The sequence below is a fragment of the Luteimonas sp. BLCC-B24 genome (genome assembly GCF_028550595.1).
Lineage (GTDB): Bacteria > Pseudomonadota > Gammaproteobacteria > Xanthomonadales > Xanthomonadaceae > Luteimonas.
Genome location: NZ_JAQQGN010000010.1, coordinates 24,925 through 43,291 on the forward strand (window position 1 = coordinate 24,925; position 18,367 = coordinate 43,291).

Here is an 18,367-nt window from a genome sequence, read left to right on the forward strand (position 1 = left end):
ACTCTGGGAGGGGTTCCATGCTCGAGCAACACGGTTTGTGGCTGGCACTGGGCTGTGCCGTCATCGCGATTCTCTACGGCGTGATCTCCGCCGCCTGGATCAACCGGCAACCCGCCGGCAACGCACGGATGCAGGAGATCGCAGGTGCGATCCAGGAAGGCGCCCGCGCGTATCTCAACCGCCAGTACCTGACCATTTCCGTCGTCGGCGCCGTGCTGTTCGTACTGATCGGCGTGTTCCTGGGCTGGGCCACCGGCATCGGCTTCCTGCTCGGCGCGGTGCTGTCGGGGGCGGCGGGCTACATCGGCATGAACGTCTCGGTGAAGGCGAACGTGCGCACCGCCGAGGCTGCGCGGCGCGGCATCGGCGCGGCGATGGACGTCGCGTTCCGCGGCGGTGCGATCACCGGCCTGCTGGTGGTCGGGCTCGGCCTGCTGGGCGTGGCCGGTTACTGGATGCTGTTGCCGCGCTTCGGCATCGCCGGCGAGGCGGCGCTGCACGCGCTGGTGGGCCTGGCCTTCGGCAGTTCGCTGATCTCGATCTTCGCGCGCCTGGGCGGCGGCATCTTCACCAAGGGCGCCGATGTCGGCGCGGACCTGGTGGGCAAGGTCGAGGCCGGCATTCCCGAGGACGACCCGCGCAACCCGGCGGTGATCGCCGACAACGTCGGCGACAACGTCGGTGACTGCGCGGGCATGGCGGCGGATCTGTTCGAGACCTACGCGGTCACCGTGATCGCGACGATGCTGCTCGGTTTCCTGATGGCGTCGACCGTCGGCGGCAACGGCGTGCTGTATCCGCTGGTGCTCGGTGGTGCGTCGATCCTGGCCTCGATCGTCGGCACGTTCTTCGTGAAGGTGCAGGCCGGCGGCTCGATCATGGGCGCGCTGTACAAGGGCGTCATCGTCTCGGGCGTCATCGCCGCGGCGCTCTTCTGGCCGATCACCCAGCAGCTGATGGCCGACAACACCCACGGCGCCACCAATCTCTATCTGTGCGCGCTGATCGGACTGGTGCTCACCGGCGCGATCGTCTGGATCACCGAGTACTACACCGGCACGCAGTACGCGCCGGTCAAGCACATCGCGCAGGCATCCACCACCGGCCACGGCACCAACATCATCGCCGGCCTGGGCGTGTCGATGAAATCGACCGCGATGCCGGTGGTCGCGGTGTGCTTCGCGATCTGGGCGTGCTTCTCGTTCGCGGGCCTGTACGGCATCGCGATCGCGGCGACGGCGATGCTGTCGATGGCCGGCATGATCGTCGCGCTCGACGCCTACGGCCCGATCACCGACAACGCCGGCGGCATCGCCGAGATGGCGGAGCTTCCGTCGGAAATCCGCGACATCACCGACCCGCTCGATGCGGTGGGCAACACCACCAAGGCGGTGACGAAAGGTTACGCGATCGGCTCGGCGGCGCTCGCGGCGCTGGTGCTGTTCGCCGACTTCACCCACAACCTGGAAGCGAAGTATCCGGGCACCGAGTTCCGCTTCGACCTCGCCGATCCGGCGGTGATCATCGGTCTGTTCATCGGCGGCCTGATTCCGTATCTGTTCGGCGCGATGGCGATGGAAGCCGTGGGCCGTGCGGCGGGCGCGGTGGTCGAGGAAGTGCGGCGCCAGTTCCGGGAGATTCCCGGAATCATGCAAGGCACCGGCAAGCCGCAGTACGACCGCGCCGTCGACATGCTGACGAAGTCGGCGATCAAGGAAATGATCGTGCCCTCGCTGCTGCCGGTACTGGTGCCGGTGGTGGTGGCACTGGGCATGAACGCGCTGATGGGTCCGGGCGCCGGCATCCGCGCGCTCGGCGGCCTGCTGATCGGCACGATCGTCACCGGCCTGTTCGTCGCGATCTCGATGACCACCGGTGGTGGTGCATGGGACAACGCCAAGAAGTACATCGAGGACGGGCATTTCGGCGGCAAAGGCAGCGAGGCGCACAAGGCCGCCGTCACCGGCGACACCGTCGGCGATCCCTACAAGGACACCGCGGGCCCGGCGATCAATCCGCTGATCAAGATCATCAATATCGTCGCATTGCTGCTGGTGCCGCTGCTCTGATGTCGCCCGGCGCAGGACGACAGCACGTCCCTCATCGGCACGGGTGAGGGGCGCAGCAGGTCAGGGCCGGCCTGCCCCGCGTCGCCACGCGCACGCCTCGCGCGGCGCGCGTGCTCACTGGAAAGCGTGCGCAGCAAGATCGAACCACGGCGTGCACACGAGACGCTGCCGGTCCGCCAGTTCGAAACTCGCCTGCCAGACCTCGACCCCACCCACGCGCTCCGGGCTGCTGAAGGACGCGGGATCGAATTCCACGACGCCCAGGCACCAGCGCAGGCGCTTCGGCGGATCGAGTGTCGTCGGCGAGGCGCGGAAGCGGCCTTCGAGCACGCCGCCGGCGTCGACCCGGGCGGCCAGCGGCACCGGCGGAAGCGTCGGCGAGGGCGACGGCAGGGCGCGCGCGATATGGGACAGGGTGACGTCGCCCGCACCCTCATCACGCGTGCCCGGCGCGCCGACGTCGCCCGTCGCCTGTCGACCCGTCAACACGCCATGGCGGTCGCCGCGGTCGAATACCGCCAGCGGCGTCGCGCCGGTGTTCTGCAGCCGGTAGCGCACCTCGACCGGCGCGCCCGGCCGCACGTCGAATTCGACGTCGAGGGCGACGCCATCCGCGTCGATCCGGGTGCTCTGGGCTGACATTTCGGAGGTCTCGCTGGCGTGGGAGGCGCGGGCGTTCGGCGTCTGCGCACAGGCGGTGGAGGCGATCGCAAGAGACAGTGCCACGATCACGGCAAGCCGGGAACGAACGGATCGACACGGGGCGTCGGATGGCATACGGGGTCCTCGGACGACGGCAGGCGCCAGCGTAGCGACGCGCGCGGCGCCGCGTGTTCACATCGCGTCACGCGGTGCCGCAGACGGCGCGCGAAGCCCGCTCACTCAGGGCAGTGCGTAGCTCGGGCGTTGCTCGAATCCCATTTCGCCGCGCATGCCGTTCTCGGTCAATGCCTGCGGATTGGAACTGGTGACCCGCCCGTTGCCGTAGTCGTACTCGGGATGACTGCTGGGCAGGCCGACGGCCTGGCGCTCGAGATTGGGCACCCCGGCCGCGGCATCACGCGCGTCGTCGGGCGTCGCGGTGCCGGTGAACGCCCCCGGCATGAAGGTGCCGGTGACGCCGTTGAAGGCGTGCGACATCTCGTGATACAGGATCACCGACGGCGCCGGCAGATCCTCGACGAAGAACTGCGGGTTGTAGGAGATCGTCACGTCGGTCGCCGGCCCGGCCTGCCCGTTCCGGATGTAGCCGGGCACCATGCTGGCGTAGCCGTTCTGCTCGTTCTGCAATTCGCGGATGGTCACGACATGCCCGCTCGCGGCCGCCTGGTCGAATTCGGCCAGCATCTGCTGCCCATTGGGCGAGGCGCGCAGCATGTCGATATCGGCCTGCACACGGCTCACGAACGCCTCGGTCCCTTCGATACGCACGCTGCGGCCGAGGGCGGGATCGATGGCGACGTTGACCACGGTGGTCCGCCCGCCGTTCTCTGCGCTGATGCGGTCGCCGATCGCCTCGCTGGCGTAGACCACCGCGTTGCCGCCCTGGTTGACGACGGTGCTGTCGGCGCCGGCATACACGCGTGTGTCGCCGGTCCCGGTGAGGATGGTGTTGGTGCCGGTGCCGCCGATCAGCACATTGTTGCCGGCCACGCCCTCGATCCGGTCGTCGCCCGCACCGCCGTCGACGTAGTCGATGCCCCGGCCGGCGGTGATGCGGTCCGCGCCGTCGCCGCCGTAGAGCACGTTGCGACCCGCACCGTCGACGCGGAGGGTGTCGTCGCCGGCGCCGCCGTCGACGTAGTTGTTGCCGGCACCGACGGTGATCGTGTCGCTGCCGGTGCCGCCGGTGATGCGGTCGTTCCCCGAGCCGAGCGCGGTGATGGTGTTGTCGCCGCTGCCCCCTTCGATGACGAAGTTCACCGCCACGCCTTCGGCCACCTCGATGGTGTCGTCGCCGTCGCCGCCGCGGATGGTGATCTCCTGGCCCGAGGCCAGTTCCACTGCGTACTGTTCGCCGTTCACCTCGAGGGCGAGCGCGCCATCGCGGCCGGGCGTGACGCGCACGCGGTCGTTGCCGTTCCCGGTGGCGATCACCAGCTGGTCGGACACGGCGTACAGCTGGCCGCCCTGCTCGACCGCGGTGCGTTCACGGGTGATCGTCACCTCGGCCGACTGGTGCAGCGGATCGATCAGCACCGGTTTGCCATCGGTGGTCTGCGAGCGCGTGCGCCCGCCTTCGTTCGTGGCCTCGCCGTCGATGCGGGTGGCGCCCGCGTCCGCGCCGCCGTTCGTGCCCGTGCGGTCGGCCGCCGGGTCCCACGGCGTCTGTCCGATCATGCCCGGATCGAGACGGGCCTGCGGGTCGAACGAGGGTTCCCACACGCTGGCGCGGGTCTGGGAGGCGGACTGCGGATCGAACGAGGTCATGGCCGGGGCACCTGGGCGAGTGGATCGGAGGTCCATATGTACGCCGCCGTATGGCGCGGCCACACTGGGGCGTGCCCTTGGTCGGACGCCGGTCCGACCGTTGCAGCCGAAACCGTCGATCGCCGCAGCGCAGCATCGTTGGCCTTAGAATGGCGCCCCTTTCACGTCAATGGATCGCAGCATGGGCCTCGACTCCGTCCCCACCGGCAAGAACCCGCCGGACGAAATCAACGTCATCATCGAGATCCCGAAGGATGCCGAGCCCGTCAAGTACGAGGTCGACAAGGAGAGCGGCGCGATCTTCGTCGACCGCATCCTGTCCACGCCGATGCGCTATCCCTGCAATTACGGCTACGTGCCCAACACCGTCTGCGGCGACGGCGATCCGGCCGACGTGCTGGTGGTGCTGCCGCTGCCGCTGATCCCGGGTTCGGTGATCCGCTGCCGTCCGGTCGGCGTGCTGAAGATGACCGACGAGGCCGGCAGCGACGAGAAGATCCTCGCCGTACCGGTGGAGAAGGTGTTCGGCGGCTACGCCCATGTCGACGACCTGGACAAGGTGTCCGGCCACTGGCTCGAGCGCATCGGCCACTTCTTCGAGCACTACAAGGATCTCGAGAAGGGCAAGTGGGTCAAGATCAGCGGCTGGGGTGATGCGGCCGAGGCCAAGGCACTGCTCACCGACGCGATCGCCGCCTACAAGGCGCAGTAACCACTGCGCGGGCGCAGCGCCCGTCACAGTTCCCGACATCGCGCCGGTGCGCAGCCGGCGCGATTGCTACTATCGCCGCTGCCACCACCAGGTGTGTGTCGTGGCGATCAGGGGGTTCCATCGTGCGTATTCTGTTCGTGGGCGGCGAAGACAGCCTGCCATCCGATCTCACCGCCCTCGTGGCCGACATGGACGACAGCTGGGAGGTCCAGCGCGCCGCGGACGGAACCTCGGCCACGGCGCTGATTGCCGACAGCCCGCAGGACGTCGTCGTCGTGGCCCCTGCGCTGCCGGACATGCCGGTCGCCACGCTGCTGGGCCAGGTGCGCACGCTGCGTCCGGAAACCTCGCGCATCGCCGTGTTCGGCGGCCAGCCGCCGGCGCGCGTGCTGTCGCTCGCCCACCGCTTCCTGCCGCTGCCGGTCGGCGAGGCCCAGCTGCTCGAGGCCATCGGCAGTCTCGAGGAACTGCGCGAACTGCTCGACAATCCGGCCCTGCGCGAGCGCATCGGCCAGATCGAGAAGCTGCCGTCACCGCCGCAGACCTACATCGCGCTGGCGCACGCGCTCGAAGCGGAAGAAGAAACGAGCGCCAGCGACATCGCGCAGCTGATCGCCGGCGATCCGGCGATCGCGGCGAAGGTGTTGCAGCTGTGCAATTCCGCCTATTTTTCCGCGGGCCGGACCATCACCGACTTGCGCTCGGCCGTGACCCGGCTGGGCATGTCGACCATGCGCGACCTCGTCCTGGCCAGCGAAGTCTTCGCCCACGGCGGGCGCAGCGATCTGGATCGCCCGGCGATGCAGCAGCGCGCGCTCGTGGCCTCGCAGCTCGCGCGGCGCATGCTGCCCGAATCGAGCGCCGAGCTCGGCGCGACCGCCGCCCTTCTGGCCGACATCGGGCTGTTGCTGCCCGGCATCCGTGACGAACGTGCCGATCCGGATACGCAGCCGGCCGATGCACCCGGCCATACCGAAGCCGGCGCCTACCTGCTCGGCCTCTGGGGCCTGCCGATGCCGATCATCGAGGCCGTGGCCTTCCAGCGCGACCCCGCCCGTGCCGGCACGCGCAGCTTCTGGGTGACCGGCGCCGTCCACGTCGCCACCGCGCTCGCCGCCGGCGAACCCGTGCGTGAGGACTATCTCCAGCGCACCGGCATGCTCGACAAGCTCGACGGCTGGCGCGGACACGCCGAGCGCCTGCTGGGCATCGACGAGTCCCAGCACGCCTGAGGATCCGCCCGCGCGCCGGGCGTTTCTCTTGTCACGGTGCGTCGACGGCGATCTTCCGCCGTGCGAAGCGGCGCGCTGCGTCCGCGTGCGTCGTCCGCCGTGCATGACCTCCACCGACACGCGCCGAGCCGCGGGCGCGATATGCCCCGGGTTCACGCCGGCCTCGATCGGGGACGAGACAACGCACCGCGCTCGCCGGCGCATGATGTCCCGCATTCGGAGCGGCCGGAACTCGAGAACAAAAAAAGGCGGGCCCGAAGGCCCGCCTTTCTGCGTTTCAGGATCGCGGAGCGATCAGAAGCGCTGGGTATAGCGCATGTACATGAAGCGACCGATGTCGAACTCCGGGTAGTACGGGAAGCCCGTGCTGACGTTGCCGCCGTTGAACATGATGGCGGCTTCGCGATCGAACACGTTGTCGACGCCGAGCGACACCGTCGCATCCCACGGTGCGTTGTACGACACCTGCAGGTTGTGGAAGGTGTTCGAACCCAGGCGATTGCGCGGCGCGGTTTCGCCGTTCTGGTAGCGATCCGGATCCGAGCACGGACGGTTGGCCACGCAGCCGTCGTTGATGCCCGAGTAGTAGCGCATGTTCCAGGTCGCGTTCCAGTCCTCGTTGATCTCCCAGTTGGTGCTGAGCGTCGAACGGATGCGGAAGTAGCCCGGATCACCAGCGCCGCCGACGAAGATGTCATCGCCCGCGGAATTCTGGCCCAGCGTGTCGTACTGCGCCAGGTAGCTGGTCTGCCAGTCGAACGTGAAGCGGCCAAACGCCGTGTCAGCCATGCGGTAACGCGCACCGAAGTCCCAACCCTCGGTTTCCAGCTGTCCGAGGTTGGTCAGGCCGTAGAACATGTCCGAGATGTGGCCGTCGGCGGCACGGGTCACGTTCGCGCAGCGGCTCGCATCACCCAGCACGTAGCAGTCGCGCAGGATGCGGTTGACGCTGTCCTGGATGATGTAGTTCGAGAGCTTGTAGTTGTACCAGTCCAGGCTCAGCGTCAGGCCCTCGGCGAAACCGGGGCTCCACACGATGCCCGCAGTCCGGCTGATCGACGACTCGGGTCCCAGATCCGGGTTGGAGCCGGAAAGGAACTGGTCCGGCGTCTGGCACGGCCACGAGGTGCAGGGCACGAGGCCCTGGCCGAGCTGAACGTAATCCGGTGCCACGCCAGCCGCCGTACACGCCGCATTGCCGGCAACGCTGCCCGGCACGCCGACCGAGCACGGGTCGGTATAGCTTTCGAAGCTGCCACCGATACCGCCGTACAGGTTGTCGATCGACGGCGCACGGAAACCCTGCGCCCACGTCGCGCGCACCGCCACCGAGTCGATCGGGCGCCAGATGAAGCTCGCCTTCGAGTTGGTGGTGTCACCGAAGTTGCTGTAGTCCGAATAGCGCGACGCCAGGTTGAGGGTCAGCTCCTGGGCGTACGGCAGGTCGGCGAGCAGCGGGATGTTAAATTCGAGGTAAGCCTCGTTGACCTCGTACTCGCCCTGGGTGGTGGTCGCCGGCAGGCCGGTCGAGTTGCCACTCTGGTTGAACGCGTCCGGCACGAAGCGGCCGGTCTCTTCACGACGTTCCAGACCGAACGCGAAACCGAAATCGCCTGCAGGCAGCTCGAACAGACCACCGCTCAGGTTGGCGGAGTAGATCTTCGAGCTGGTCTCGCCGGTGTCGGTGTAGGTCGGGAACAGGAAGTTCTGGACGTCCGCGTTCGCCAGTGAGCCGGGACCCTCGACGCCGAACGGCAGCAGCGGGTTCCACGGCGTGCAGCCGGCGACCACGTTGCCCACGGTGCCGCAGCGCGCGACGCCGCTGGCATCGATGAACGAGGGACCAAGGGCCGGTGCGGTAGCCAGCAGGCTGGCGTCACCGTAACCGGTCTTCGTGACCTCGTTACGGTTGTTGGCGTACGTCACGTTCCAGTCCCACGGACGCTCGTTCACATCGAAGTAGCCGCTCAGGCCGGCGACGACGCGGAACGTGGTCAGCTCGCTGCGCGTGGTACGCGGCACTTCCCACAGGCGGCGACGGAACTCGATGTCTTCACCGACCGGGTTGAACACGCTGTCACCCGAGAGCGGAGTGTCGAACGCGAGCGACTGGTAGGGATAGCCGGCGATCTGCTGATCGGTCGAGCGCTTGTTGTAGAGGATGTCGGCGTTGAAGGTGACGCGGTCGGTGAGGTCGTAGTTGATGTTGGAGAACACCGACTTCCGCTCGAGACCCGTCTGCACGAACATCTGCTGGTTGGCGTTGGCGTTGAACGCAGCGGTGTGCGGCACGTAATCCGCGCGGTTGGCCGGATTGCCACCCGGACGCAGCGTCAGCCAGGTCTCGGTCGCCTCGTCGAACCACGAGCCGTTCTGGCTCACCGGGCTGAAGCCCGAGCCCGGATAATCCGGACCGGCGTTACCGAACGCGCTGAAGAAGCGATCGCCGGCCAGGATCGGGTCGGCCTCCATGAACTCGGCGGAGATCGTGATACCGCCGCGCTCGTTGCTGGTACCGAACGTGCCGGAATAGATGGTCTCGCCGCCGTCCCCCTGGCTGAACTGACCGTACTGCACCGAGGCTTCCGCACCGTCGAAGCGCGAGCGGGTGATGACGTTGACCACCGCGGCGATCGCGTCGGAGCCGTACAGCGCGGACGCGCCGTCCTTCAGGATGTCGATGCGCTCGATCGCAGAGACTGGAATCTGGCTCAGATCCTGGAAGCCGCCGGTGGTCGCGCCGAGACGGACGCCGTTGATCAGCACGAGGGTGCGAGTGGCGCCCAGGTTACGGATGTCGATGTAGTAACCACCGACGTTCTCGCCCGACGCCAGGGCGTCGGCACGCGAGATGGACGGCGAACCCGCCGAGGAGATGTTCTGCAGCAGGTCGGCAACGGTGGCCTGACCCGAACGCGAGATGTCCTCGCGCGAGACCGTCAGGATCGGCTGCGAGTTCTCGATCTCGACGCCACGAATGCGCGAGCCGGTGACCTGGATGCGATCGAGGTTGGTGGCACCGGTGGCGGTCGCCTGTTCCTGGGCGGACACGGCCGCCGGCACGAGGGCCGTCAGCACCGCGAGGGGCAGGAGGCCCTTGCGCAGTGCGGGAGTGCGAAGATTCTTCAAGTTCTCTCTCCAGAGTGTGTGTTGCGTTACTGACGCGTTAAAAACGCCTTCAGCACGGTACGGGGCCAGCCTCTGTTCATGCCTTGCCATCACCGCCCGGTGTGTTTGCCGAATCTGGCGCCCCACGTGAAAACGCCCCAGTGGCGGGCGGTCCGTCACCGGGGCGCAACAGCGACGCGTTATGGAATCTCACACCGCGGTAGCGGTCGCCTTGGCAGCGCGCGCGGCGCGATAGCGGCTGGCCGACATGCCGTGGTGGCTCTTGAATGCACGCGCGAAGCTGCAGCAATTGTCGAAGCCGGTGGCCGCCGCGACCTCGCCGATCATCATCGACGTGGTGCGCAACAACAGCCCCGCGCGCTCCAGACGCAGACGCACCGACAGGGCCTGCGGGCTCTCGTCGTAGAGCGCATGGAACGCCTTGGAGAAGTACCAGCTCGAAAAGCTGGTGAGATCGGCGAGCTCGCTGATGCGCACCACGCGATCGCTGTTGCCTTCCAGATACAGACGCGCGCGCTGCATGCGGCCGAACACCTGCCGCTTGCGCAGCCTTGACCGGCCGGGGCATCGGCGCACGCGGGCCGCCAGGTCGCGCTGGACGGCGGCCAGTTGCAACAGCAGCGGACGCACCGCCACCCCGTCGTCACCCGCGGCCGCGGCGCCGCGCCACAGGCGCAGCAGCATCCGCAGGTCCTGCGCGGGGACCCGGCCACGTCCGGCATACAGGCTGCCGTCGTTGAGCGCCTGCAGACTCTCGAGCGCGCGTGCATCCAGGGCGACGCCGATGCAGACGCCTCGGGCCCCCGTCTGGATCAAGGGCGTGGACTCCTTCTCGAAGGCCATCCAGTCGCCGCAACGCATGCGGAACCGGCCCTCACGCGACTCGATCCAGCCGTCGCCGCGCACCTGCACCCAGATGTTGAACACCGGCGCCGTGACCTGGACGGCGCCGAGGCGCGCGGCCCCGACACACTGGGCGGATCCCTGGGCCGATTCGAATTGCAACACGTGACCGCGGGTCGACCAGAGAGACGCTTGCATGGACACACCGTTCAACGAAGGGGGACGGTGTTATGCCTGTCGCGACAGCGCTCTGCCCGAATGCCGACCAAAACTTTGCCGAAATTGTTGCCGCATGTGACCCGAAAAAGTTACGAAACCTTTTTCCTCATGGACAACAACCACTTAGCGAGCGTCTCATCGGCCCGCCGCGCCCCGGGAAGCGGCATGAATCCGATATCCGTGCCGTCCTCGGATGCGATGGAGATGGCCCAGGCGTCGACCGCCGTGCTGTACCCGTTGGTCGCGCTGCGATGCGGTTTGGATATGCAACGCGAGGCGCCCGGTACGAGGGCATCGGGCGCGACCTCGAAGAACGTCAGCCGGGTCCGGCAGGCCGCGTCGCCGTCGAGGTAGGACAGCCGGCCGTCCGGATCCACGTTCCAGGCGCGGTACCACCAGCGGGTCGGGAGCACATCACTGTGCTGGCGGACACTGGCGGCCGAAAGCGCGGTATCCGCCGACCACAGCCCGTTGCCATCCAACCGGGTGAACAGCACGCGCTGGCCCGCCGCATCGAAGCGGACCTGGGACACACCTTCGATCCGCCCCAGAACGTCCCAGCGGTCACGCGCGTAGGCCACCAGTGCCACGCGCCCCTCCCCGTCTTCCTCGACCACCAGCAACTGGTCCTCGGGGCCGTACGCGGCCTGCATCGGCCGGCCGCCCGGTATCTGCAGGACGGTGGTGTGCCCGGTCGCCGGCTCGATCTCCAGGGCCGACGCCTTCCCGTCTGCATCCAGCGCCAAGGTCAACAATCGCCTGCCATCCTGCGACCAGAGCGGTGCTTGCCGGGTGTCCGGCCGCACGCCCTCGATCGGGCGCAGGGAATCCGGGCGGCGCAGATCCGCCCACCACAGTTCGAAGCGGCCGGCACGGTCCGAGGTGAACGCCAGTTGCTGGCCATCGGGCGACAGGGTGGGCTGCGTGTCGCGTCCCGAGGACGCGAACAGGGGCGTGTCCTCGCCGGTCGCCGCGTCGATGCGGCGGATGCCGAAATGCGGCCGCCGGTGCACGAACGCCAACATGCCGCTCTGCGCCGAGATGGCCGGCGCCTGCGCGTCCTCGATGCCGAGATCGGCGAACGTGCCGGAGTCGGCGTCGAGCAGATACAGCCGCGACTCGTGATCGACGCGGATGCCGAACACGATGCCGCGGCTGTCGGGCGCCCAGGCCAGGCCGCGCATCTCCGCGCCGAGCCGGGTCAACTGTTCCGCCTTGCCGCCATCGATGGGGATGCGCCAGACATCGCCCATCTGGGGATTGCGGACGAAGGCGATCCAGCGCCCGTCCGGCGAGACCTTCGGCACGGCATCCAGATCGCCCGGCCGCGCCTCGTAATCGAGTTCGCGCCAGCGCCCGTCGACCGGATTCAGCACCCGCATGCGCCCGCCGTCCGGCACGCCCGTCATCGTGCCGAACAACAGCCCGCTGCCGTCCGGCAGCCAGTCGAAGCTCAACAGCTCACTGCCGTCGCAGCGTGCGATCTCGCGCTCGTCGCCGGCGCCGGTGGCCGCGATCAGCATCACGCGACAGGCTCCGTCCTCGCTGCGCCTGGCAAAGGCGATTTCGCGGCCGTCCGGAGACCAGGCGGGGAGATCATCGCGATCACCTGGTCCCGGGCGGCTCAGGATCCGCGGCGCGGCGCTGGTCGTGGTCTGCACCCGGATGGCCGCACTCTCGCCGCCGTCGGCCGTGGGCGATGCGGAATACGCAACCATCGACGCATCGGGGGACAGGGTCGGCGAGAGTTCGAAGCCGGCGGCGTTGGTGATCAGGCGGTAGGGCCGCCCCGGACCGGCAAGAGGCTCGACGCGCGGCGCGGCACCGTCGCCCGGCGCGGAGACCAACGTCAGGCCGGCGACGACGCCGGCCAGCAGGGCCGCGGCGGCCACCGCGAGCAGCCAGCGTGCGCGGGGCCGGGCGACCGGGGCTGCCGCGCCCGGCCCGGCCGTCGGCACAGAGGCGGGAACGAGCGCGGCGAACGCCGGGTCGGTCACGCGGCCCGGTGCGGACTGCACGCCGGCATCGACCGGCACTTCGACGACCGTCTCGATCGCCTCGACCGGCACGGTCAACCGGTAGCCGGTCTTGGCGATCGTCTCGATGTACCGCCGCCCTTCGGCCGCGCTCACGGTGCCGGCGCCGAAGGCCTTGCGCAGCTGCGTCACCGCCTGGGTGAGGACGTCGTCGCCCGGCAGCGTATCGGGCCAGGCCCGCGCGAGCAGATCGCCCCGCGTCCACACGTCGCCGGGGGTTTGCGCCAGCAGGCGCAGCACCGCGATGGACTTCGGCGTCACGCGCGCGATGTTCCGGGCACCGGGCACGGCGATCTCGCGCGTCGCGAAGTCCACCGTCGCGGCACCGATGCGCAGCCGGAGCGGCGTCTGATCGTCGTGGAAGGGGCTGGTGCTGGACATCGAAGGGCCGGATCTACTCGGCGCACACAATAGCGACCGCCAACTGAATCGAATGCAAGGTTCGCGACAGACTCCGCACAGCGCCTGTCACATTCCGTCAGGTCTCCAGCCCGATTCGAGTGACTGGCCCGCTCGGCGCCCGGCGGCACGGAGTCACCGGCCCGCGCAGCCCTCCTCGGGGCGCCGCGCAGCCGCCCCGCATTGCCCGGTCGCCCGGTAGAGCCCCGCTTGGACTGCGGCGCGCCGGTTGACGTCCATGCCTCGATCCGGCGAACGCGGCGTATGGCCAACGAAAAAGCGGGCCTCTCGGCCCGCTTTCATATCCAGCGCATCGACTCGGCAGCGTTACATCGGTGCGCCGCGCATGCCTGCGCGATGCGGATAGTTGGCGAAGATCTCGGCGATCGTCGCGTTCACCCGCTGGGCGCGCTGGTCCGGCCGCATGTTCGCGACCCGACCGACCGCAATGCCTTCCCACACCAGCCGCTTCTGCCGGGCGTCGACGAGATCGACGTTCATCGTGCCCTCGGTGTAGCGGTACACCTGTGTGCGCTCGTTCCAGTACGGCACCGCGAAATAGGCGCGGTGGCGATAGCTGTAGTAGTAGCCGTAGTCGACCGTCGGGTAGCTGCTGACGTCGGTGCGGCGCTCCAGATAGGCATTGATGTTCACCCACAGATCCGGATCGGTCTCGGTGTAGGTATAGCCGCGACGCTCCATCTCGGCGCGCACGGCGGCCTTGGCCAGCGCACTGGTCTGGGTCTCGTAGCCTTCGCTCTCGATCGCCAACGGCGTGTAGAACGACCAAGTGCGATAGACCGAGAAATCGGCACGAGGATCGGCCTCGGTCGTGATGCGTGGCCCGGTGGCGCAGCCGGCGAGCAGGACGAGCCCGCACAGCGCCACGAGCCAGGCGGCGAGGCGTTTGGACGTGGTCATGAGGAAATCTCCCTGTGGATTGGCGGATCGTGCGGCGGCGTGTCGATACCGGTCCTGAACATACGCCTGCGCCGGTCATGCGGATGCGAGGGTGGCGGGCATCGATTCAGCCCGCCCCCTGTTCATTCAACCGGGACGATAGACCTCGGCGCCCTGGGCGCGGAATTCCGCGGACTTTTCCGCCATGCCGGCCGCCAGCGCGTCCTCGGTGCCCACGCCGTGCTCGGCCGCGTAGTCGCGCACATCCTGGGTGATCTTCATCGAGCAGAAGTGCGGGCCGCACATCGAGCAGAAGTGGGCCGCCTTGTGGGCGTCCTTGGGCAGTGTCTCGTCGTGGAAGGACTCCGCCTTCTCCGGGTCGAGCCCGAGATGGAACTGGTCCTGCCAGCGGAACTCGAAGCGCGCCTTGGACAGTGCGTTGTCACGCACCTGGGCGCCCGGGTGGCCCTTGGCGAGGTCGGCCGCGTGCGCGGCGATCTTGTAGGCCATGATGCCGTCGCGCACGTCCTCGCGGTTGGGCAGGCCCAGGTGCTCCTTGGGCGTGACGTAGCAGAGCATCGCCGTGCCGTACCAGCCGATCATCGCCGCGCCGATCGCGCTGGTGATGTGGTCGTAGCCCGGCGCGATGTCGGTCGTCAGCGGTCCCAGCGTGTAGAACGGCGCCTCGCCGCACTCGCGCAGCTGCTTGTCCATGTTCTCCTTGATCAGCTGCATCGGCACGTGGCCGGGGCCTTCGATCATGGTCTGGATGTCGTGCTTCCACGCGATCTTGGTGAGCTCGCCCAATGTTTCCAGTTCGCCGAACTGCGCGGCATCGTTGGCATCGGCGATGCAACCCGGACGCAGGCCGTCACCCAGCGAGAAGGCCACGTCGTAGGCCTTCATGATCTCGCAGATGTCCTCGAAGTGTTCGTAGAGGAAGCTCTCGCGGTGATGCGCCAGACACCACTTGGCCATGATCGAACCGCCGCGCGAGACGATGCCGGTCACCCGCTTGGCGGTCAGCGGCACGTAGCGCAGCAGCACGCCGGCATGGATCGTGAAGTAGTCCACGCCCTGCTCGGCCTGCTCGATCAGCGTGTCGCGGAAGATCTCCCAGGTCAGCTCCTCCGCGCGGCCGTCCACCTTCTCCAGCGCCTGGTAGATCGGCACCGTGCCGATCGGCACCGGGGAATTGCGGATGATCCATTCGCGCGTTTCGTGGATGTGCTTGCCGGTCGACAGGTCCATCACCGTGTCGCCGCCCCAGCGGATCGACCACACCAGCTTCTCCACCTCCTCGGCGATGCCGGAACTCACCGCGCTGTTGCCGATGTTGGCGTTGATCTTGGTGAGGAAATTGCGGCCAATGATCATCGGCTCGCTTTCCGGATGGTTGATGTTGCTCGGCAGGATGGCGCGGCCGCGCGCGATCTCGTCACGCACGAACTCCGGCGTGATCACCTGCTGGATGCTGGCGCCGAAGGCCTCGCCCGGATGCTGCTGGCGCAGCAGCGCGTCGCGCACGAGTTCGAGGCGCTGGTTCTCGCGGATCGCGACGTACTCCATTTCCGGCGTCACGATGCCACGGCGCGCGTAGTGCATCTGGGTGACGTTGGCGCCGGCCCGCGCCACGCGCGGCAGCGTGCGCGCAGGGAAGCGCACATGCGCGAGCTTCGGGTCGTGTTCACGCCCGCGGCCGAATGCGGAGCTCAGCGCGGGCAGCAGCTCGGTATCGCCGCGCTCCTCGATCCAGCGCGCGCGCAGCGGCGCCAGCCCCTTGGCGAGATCGATGGCGGCATCGGGATCGGTGTACGGACCCGAGGGGTCGTAGACCGTGACCGGCGGATTGTCCTCACCCCCGAACAACGTCGGCGTGCGCGTCTGCACGATTTCGCGCATCGCCACGCGCAGGTCCGCGCGCGAGCCTTCGACGTGAATCTTGCGCGAGCCGGGAATCGGGCGCGTCACCGACTCGGACAGCCATTCGGTCTGCTGGATCAGCGGAGAGGGCACTGCGTTCATGGTCTTCGTCCTGTGCGAGCCCGATCGGGCGGGACGAAGCGGCGGCGCAGCCCGCACTGCGACATCCGGAAGCACGGACGCATGTCGGGCTGCGAAGCTTCCCTACGCCGGTATCAACCGGATCAGGTTCGAAGGGACTGTCTCAACCGGCCACGCCGGTACCCCCGCTTCAGCGCGCATTAGACCGCGAAAGCGCCGACGGCACCAGCGCAGGAACGGGGCTCAGTCCAGGGCGTAGCCGAGGCGGAAGCCGCCCCAGTGCCGGCCGTTGACGAACACCGGCACCGAGAGGTCGAACATGATCTCGCCGGTGTCGCGGCGGTAGACCTGCAGCCGGAAGGGATCGGTGTGCGCGCCGACGCTGCGGCCGACGCGATCGCCGAAGATGCGCTTGGTGCGGTTACCGACGAGGTCGATGTCGCGCCGGCCGGTCAGCGGCTTGGAGAACCGCAGGTTGTGGGTGGGCACGTAGCCGTCCGGGTTGGCGCAGATCGCGAACGCGATCCACGGATGCGCCTCGAGCACCGGCTCCTGCAGGGGCGGCAACACCCGGTCGCACAGGCCGTCGAAGGCCGTGTGGAACCGGGGCGGCTCGATGTCGGGGATCGGCGTGTACTGGCGCTCGAACAATGCATCGGCGCCGATTTCGCCGCGTGCGATCGCGGACTCGAGCGCGCGGCCGATCTCCGACGCGGTCGCCGATGCGAGCTCGCGCACGCGGGCATGCCGGGCCACGCGCATGGGATCGGGCGGCAGCTTGAACAGGCCCACGCAATCCTGCAGCTCGGCGACGCTGCGTCCCAGCGCTTCGCTGCGGCTGGCCACGCAGGCGGCGCGCTCCAGGTTGTTGCGGCCGAGGCCCGTCGCATGTTCGACCGCGGCATCGATCGCCGCGATTTCCGCATCCTGGGCGCCGATACGTGTGGCGACCGACGCCATGGCGCCGCCCGCCCGCGCCAGCAGTTCGCCGACGTCCGCCAGCACGTGTCCGGTCTGCTGGGCGGACGCGGTGCCGTCGGCAAGCGCGGCCACCGTGCTTTCGACGATGTCGCGGACCTCGCGCGAGGCCTTGGCCGCGCGCTCGGCGAGCAGCCGGATCTCGGTCGCCACGACGGCGAAACCGCGCCCCGCCGGACCGGCGTGCGCGGCCTGGATGCCGGCGTTCACCGACAGCAGGTTGGTCTGCATCGAGACGGCGTCGATCACTTCGATGACCTCGGTGGCGCGCGTGACCCGCCGTTCCACCTCGCGGATCGCCTCGCCGAGCTCCGCCGCCGCCACGTGGCCGGCACGCACGCTGGCGTCGGCGCGGGTGGCTTCCTCGCGAACCGCCGCCAGCTCGGCCGCAGCGGCATGCACGCCGTCGGCCAGGCGGCGACTGGCGGCCAGCACCTCGCCCAGGGCGTCGACCTGGGCCTGCGACTGCTGCACCAGCCGGTCGTTGTCCGCGACCACCTGGGGGACCGCACCCGCGATCTCCACCGACAGCGACACCGCCTGACGAATGGCCTCGGTGAGGTTGCCGAAGCCGGCAATGAGGTGGCAGTCCGCCGCCAGCACGGCCTCGTCGGCCAGATCCAGATCCAGATCGCAAGCCGCCAGACCGGCGCCGACCCGCGCCAGCAGCCGCCGGGCCGGATCGGCCGCGGGCACGCCGGAAGACGCCGCCGTCATCGGCGCCGACATCGAGGCGGCATGACGCTGCAGCAGCGCCGCGGTCTCGGCGTGCGGCAGCGACACCAGCCAGCCCTCGCCGTCGCGTCGATAGCGCAGACGGCGCGCCGCATCGGTGCCCGGTGCGACCCACACGCCTTCCGCGCCGTGCAGCGCCTCCGGGCGCACGCCCCAGGGGGCCGGCCAGCCCGGCGCCGGTCGCGCTTCCAGTCCCAGCAGATCCCGGGCGGCCGCATTCGCGGAGACGATGCACGCATCGCGGTCCAGGCGCAGCAGGCCGACCGGCGCATCGGGCAGCGCGTCGCCGTCCGGAACACCCGCGCTCGTCTCGATCTGTGTCATCGCATCCCCCGCCCGCTTCAATGCAATCGTTAGCGGCCATCATGCCGGTGATTTGAGCAAGCGCCCGCGCGCGTACGCCGGGCGGTGACCGACGGTTACAGCACCAACCGTTGACACCGCCCGAAGTGACGTGCTGTTGTGCGCCCATGACGCACCGCACCACGCACTCGCCGCGCAGCGCCGCTCCCGGCCAGCCCGTCCCGGGCACGTCGGTGATGGGCGACGTCATCACCACGATTACCCGCACGATTACCACCACGACCACCACCGGCACCGGTACCACCGGCCCCGGGATGTGGACGCGCGCCGCCAGTTGATCTGACCTCGCCCGCTCCGCATCCCCGCCACGGGATGCGG

The 18,367-nt window shown here is 68.8% G+C and carries 12 protein-coding genes and 1 riboswitch; of the genes, 4 read left to right on the top strand and 8 right to left on the bottom strand.

All coding sequences use genetic code 11. The features are described 5' to 3' along the window. Positions 1-17 precede the first annotated feature (17 nt). Positions 18-2,069 (top strand): sodium-translocating pyrophosphatase, encoded by a 2,052-nt coding sequence (locus tag PQS31_RS15790; RefSeq protein ID WP_272763762.1) that lies wholly within the window; start codon positions 18-20, stop codon positions 2,067-2,069. Between the two features lie 114 nt (positions 2,070-2,183). Here PQS31_RS15790 and PQS31_RS15795 read toward each other — a convergent pair whose 3' ends face one another. Together PQS31_RS15795 and PQS31_RS15800 are read right to left on the bottom strand one after the other, a co-directional pair. Continuing rightward, a complete protein-coding gene (locus tag PQS31_RS15795; protein WP_272763763.1) occupies positions 2,184-2,795 on the bottom strand; it encodes a hypothetical protein in 612 nt (203 codons plus the stop codon). A gap of 156 nt (positions 2,796-2,951) precedes the next feature. Continuing rightward, positions 2,952-4,499 (bottom strand): M91 family zinc metallopeptidase, encoded by a 1,548-nt coding sequence (locus tag PQS31_RS15800; protein ID WP_272763765.1) that lies wholly within the window; start codon positions 4,497-4,499, stop codon positions 2,952-2,954. A gap of 181 nt (positions 4,500-4,680) precedes the next feature. On the opposite strand from PQS31_RS15800, the gene ppa reads away from it, so the two are divergent. Together ppa and PQS31_RS15810 are read left to right on the top strand one after the other, a co-directional pair. Beyond that, entirely contained in the window at positions 4,681-5,211 is a 531-nt protein-coding gene (gene ppa / locus PQS31_RS15805) for an inorganic diphosphatase (protein WP_272763767.1), read from the top strand. Positions 5,212-5,333: 122 nt separating this feature from the next. After that, positions 5,334-6,443 carry an HDOD domain-containing protein gene (locus PQS31_RS15810; protein WP_272763769.1) on the top strand — a complete coding sequence of 370 codons (1,110 nt, stop codon included), beginning with the start codon at positions 5,334-5,336 and terminating at the stop codon, positions 6,441-6,443. 294 nt (positions 6,444-6,737) lie between these two features. Here the strand turns inward: PQS31_RS15810 and PQS31_RS15815 are convergent, their stop codons facing one another. The 6 genes from PQS31_RS15815 to PQS31_RS15840 all read right to left on the bottom strand — a co-directional run bounded on the left by PQS31_RS15815 (position 6,738) and on the right by PQS31_RS15840 (position 18,010). Then, positions 6,738-9,572, bottom strand: a complete 2,835-nt coding sequence (locus PQS31_RS15815; protein WP_272763771.1) for a TonB-dependent receptor — start codon at positions 9,570-9,572, stop codon at positions 6,738-6,740. Between the two features lie 189 nt (positions 9,573-9,761). After that, positions 9,762-10,613, bottom strand: coding sequence for an AraC family transcriptional regulator (locus PQS31_RS15820; RefSeq protein WP_272763773.1), 852 nt, complete (start codon positions 10,611-10,613; stop codon positions 9,762-9,764). Between the two features lie 110 nt (positions 10,614-10,723). Next, positions 10,724-13,051 carry a winged helix-turn-helix domain-containing protein gene (locus PQS31_RS15825; RefSeq protein ID WP_272763774.1) on the bottom strand — a complete coding sequence of 776 codons (2,328 nt, stop codon included), beginning with the start codon at positions 13,049-13,051 and terminating at the stop codon, positions 10,724-10,726. A gap of 345 nt (positions 13,052-13,396) precedes the next feature. Then, positions 13,397-13,990 carry a DUF4136 domain-containing protein gene (locus tag PQS31_RS15830; protein WP_272763776.1) on the bottom strand — a complete coding sequence of 198 codons (594 nt, stop codon included), beginning with the start codon at positions 13,988-13,990 and terminating at the stop codon, positions 13,397-13,399. Between the two features lie 126 nt (positions 13,991-14,116). Then, positions 14,117-15,994, bottom strand: a complete 1,878-nt coding sequence (gene thiC, locus PQS31_RS15835; RefSeq protein ID WP_272763778.1) for a phosphomethylpyrimidine synthase ThiC — start codon at positions 15,992-15,994, stop codon at positions 14,117-14,119. A gap of 81 nt (positions 15,995-16,075) precedes the next feature. Further along, positions 16,076-16,170: riboswitch (TPP riboswitch) on the bottom strand. A gap of 46 nt (positions 16,171-16,216) precedes the next feature. Continuing rightward, complete coding sequence (locus PQS31_RS15840) at positions 16,217-18,010, bottom strand: methyl-accepting chemotaxis protein (protein ID WP_272763780.1); 1,794 nt, start codon at positions 18,008-18,010, stop codon at positions 16,217-16,219. A 146-nt stretch (positions 18,011-18,156) separates the two neighbouring features. Here PQS31_RS15840 and PQS31_RS15845 point away from each other — a divergent pair, with 146 nt between their 5' ends. Then, positions 18,157-18,327 (top strand): hypothetical protein, encoded by a 171-nt coding sequence (locus tag PQS31_RS15845; RefSeq protein WP_272763781.1) that lies wholly within the window; start codon positions 18,157-18,159, stop codon positions 18,325-18,327. Positions 18,328-18,367: the final 40 nt, after the last annotated feature.

Coding starts and splice junctions, on each gene's coding strand:
- PQS31_RS15790 (WP_272763762.1), top strand. CDS start 18: ATGCTCGAGCAACACGGTTTGTGGCTGGCACTGGGCTGTGCCGTCATC.
- PQS31_RS15800 (WP_272763765.1), bottom strand. CDS start 4,499: ATGACCTCGTTCGATCCGCAGTCCGCCTCCCAGACCCGCGCCAGCGTG.
- ppa (WP_272763767.1), top strand. CDS start 4,681: ATGGGCCTCGACTCCGTCCCCACCGGCAAGAACCCGCCGGACGAAATC.
- PQS31_RS15820 (WP_272763773.1), bottom strand. CDS start 10,613: ATGCAAGCGTCTCTCTGGTCGACCCGCGGTCACGTGTTGCAATTCGAA.
- PQS31_RS15825 (WP_272763774.1), bottom strand. CDS start 13,051: ATGTCCAGCACCAGCCCCTTCCACGACGATCAGACGCCGCTCCGGCTG.
- PQS31_RS15830 (WP_272763776.1), bottom strand. CDS start 13,990: ATGACCACGTCCAAACGCCTCGCCGCCTGGCTCGTGGCGCTGTGCGGG.
- thiC (WP_272763778.1), bottom strand. CDS start 15,994: ATGAACGCAGTGCCCTCTCCGCTGATCCAGCAGACCGAATGGCTGTCC.
- PQS31_RS15840 (WP_272763780.1), bottom strand. CDS start 18,010: ATGACACAGATCGAGACGAGCGCGGGTGTTCCGGACGGCGACGCGCTG.
- PQS31_RS15845 (WP_272763781.1), top strand. CDS start 18,157: ATGACGCACCGCACCACGCACTCGCCGCGCAGCGCCGCTCCCGGCCAG.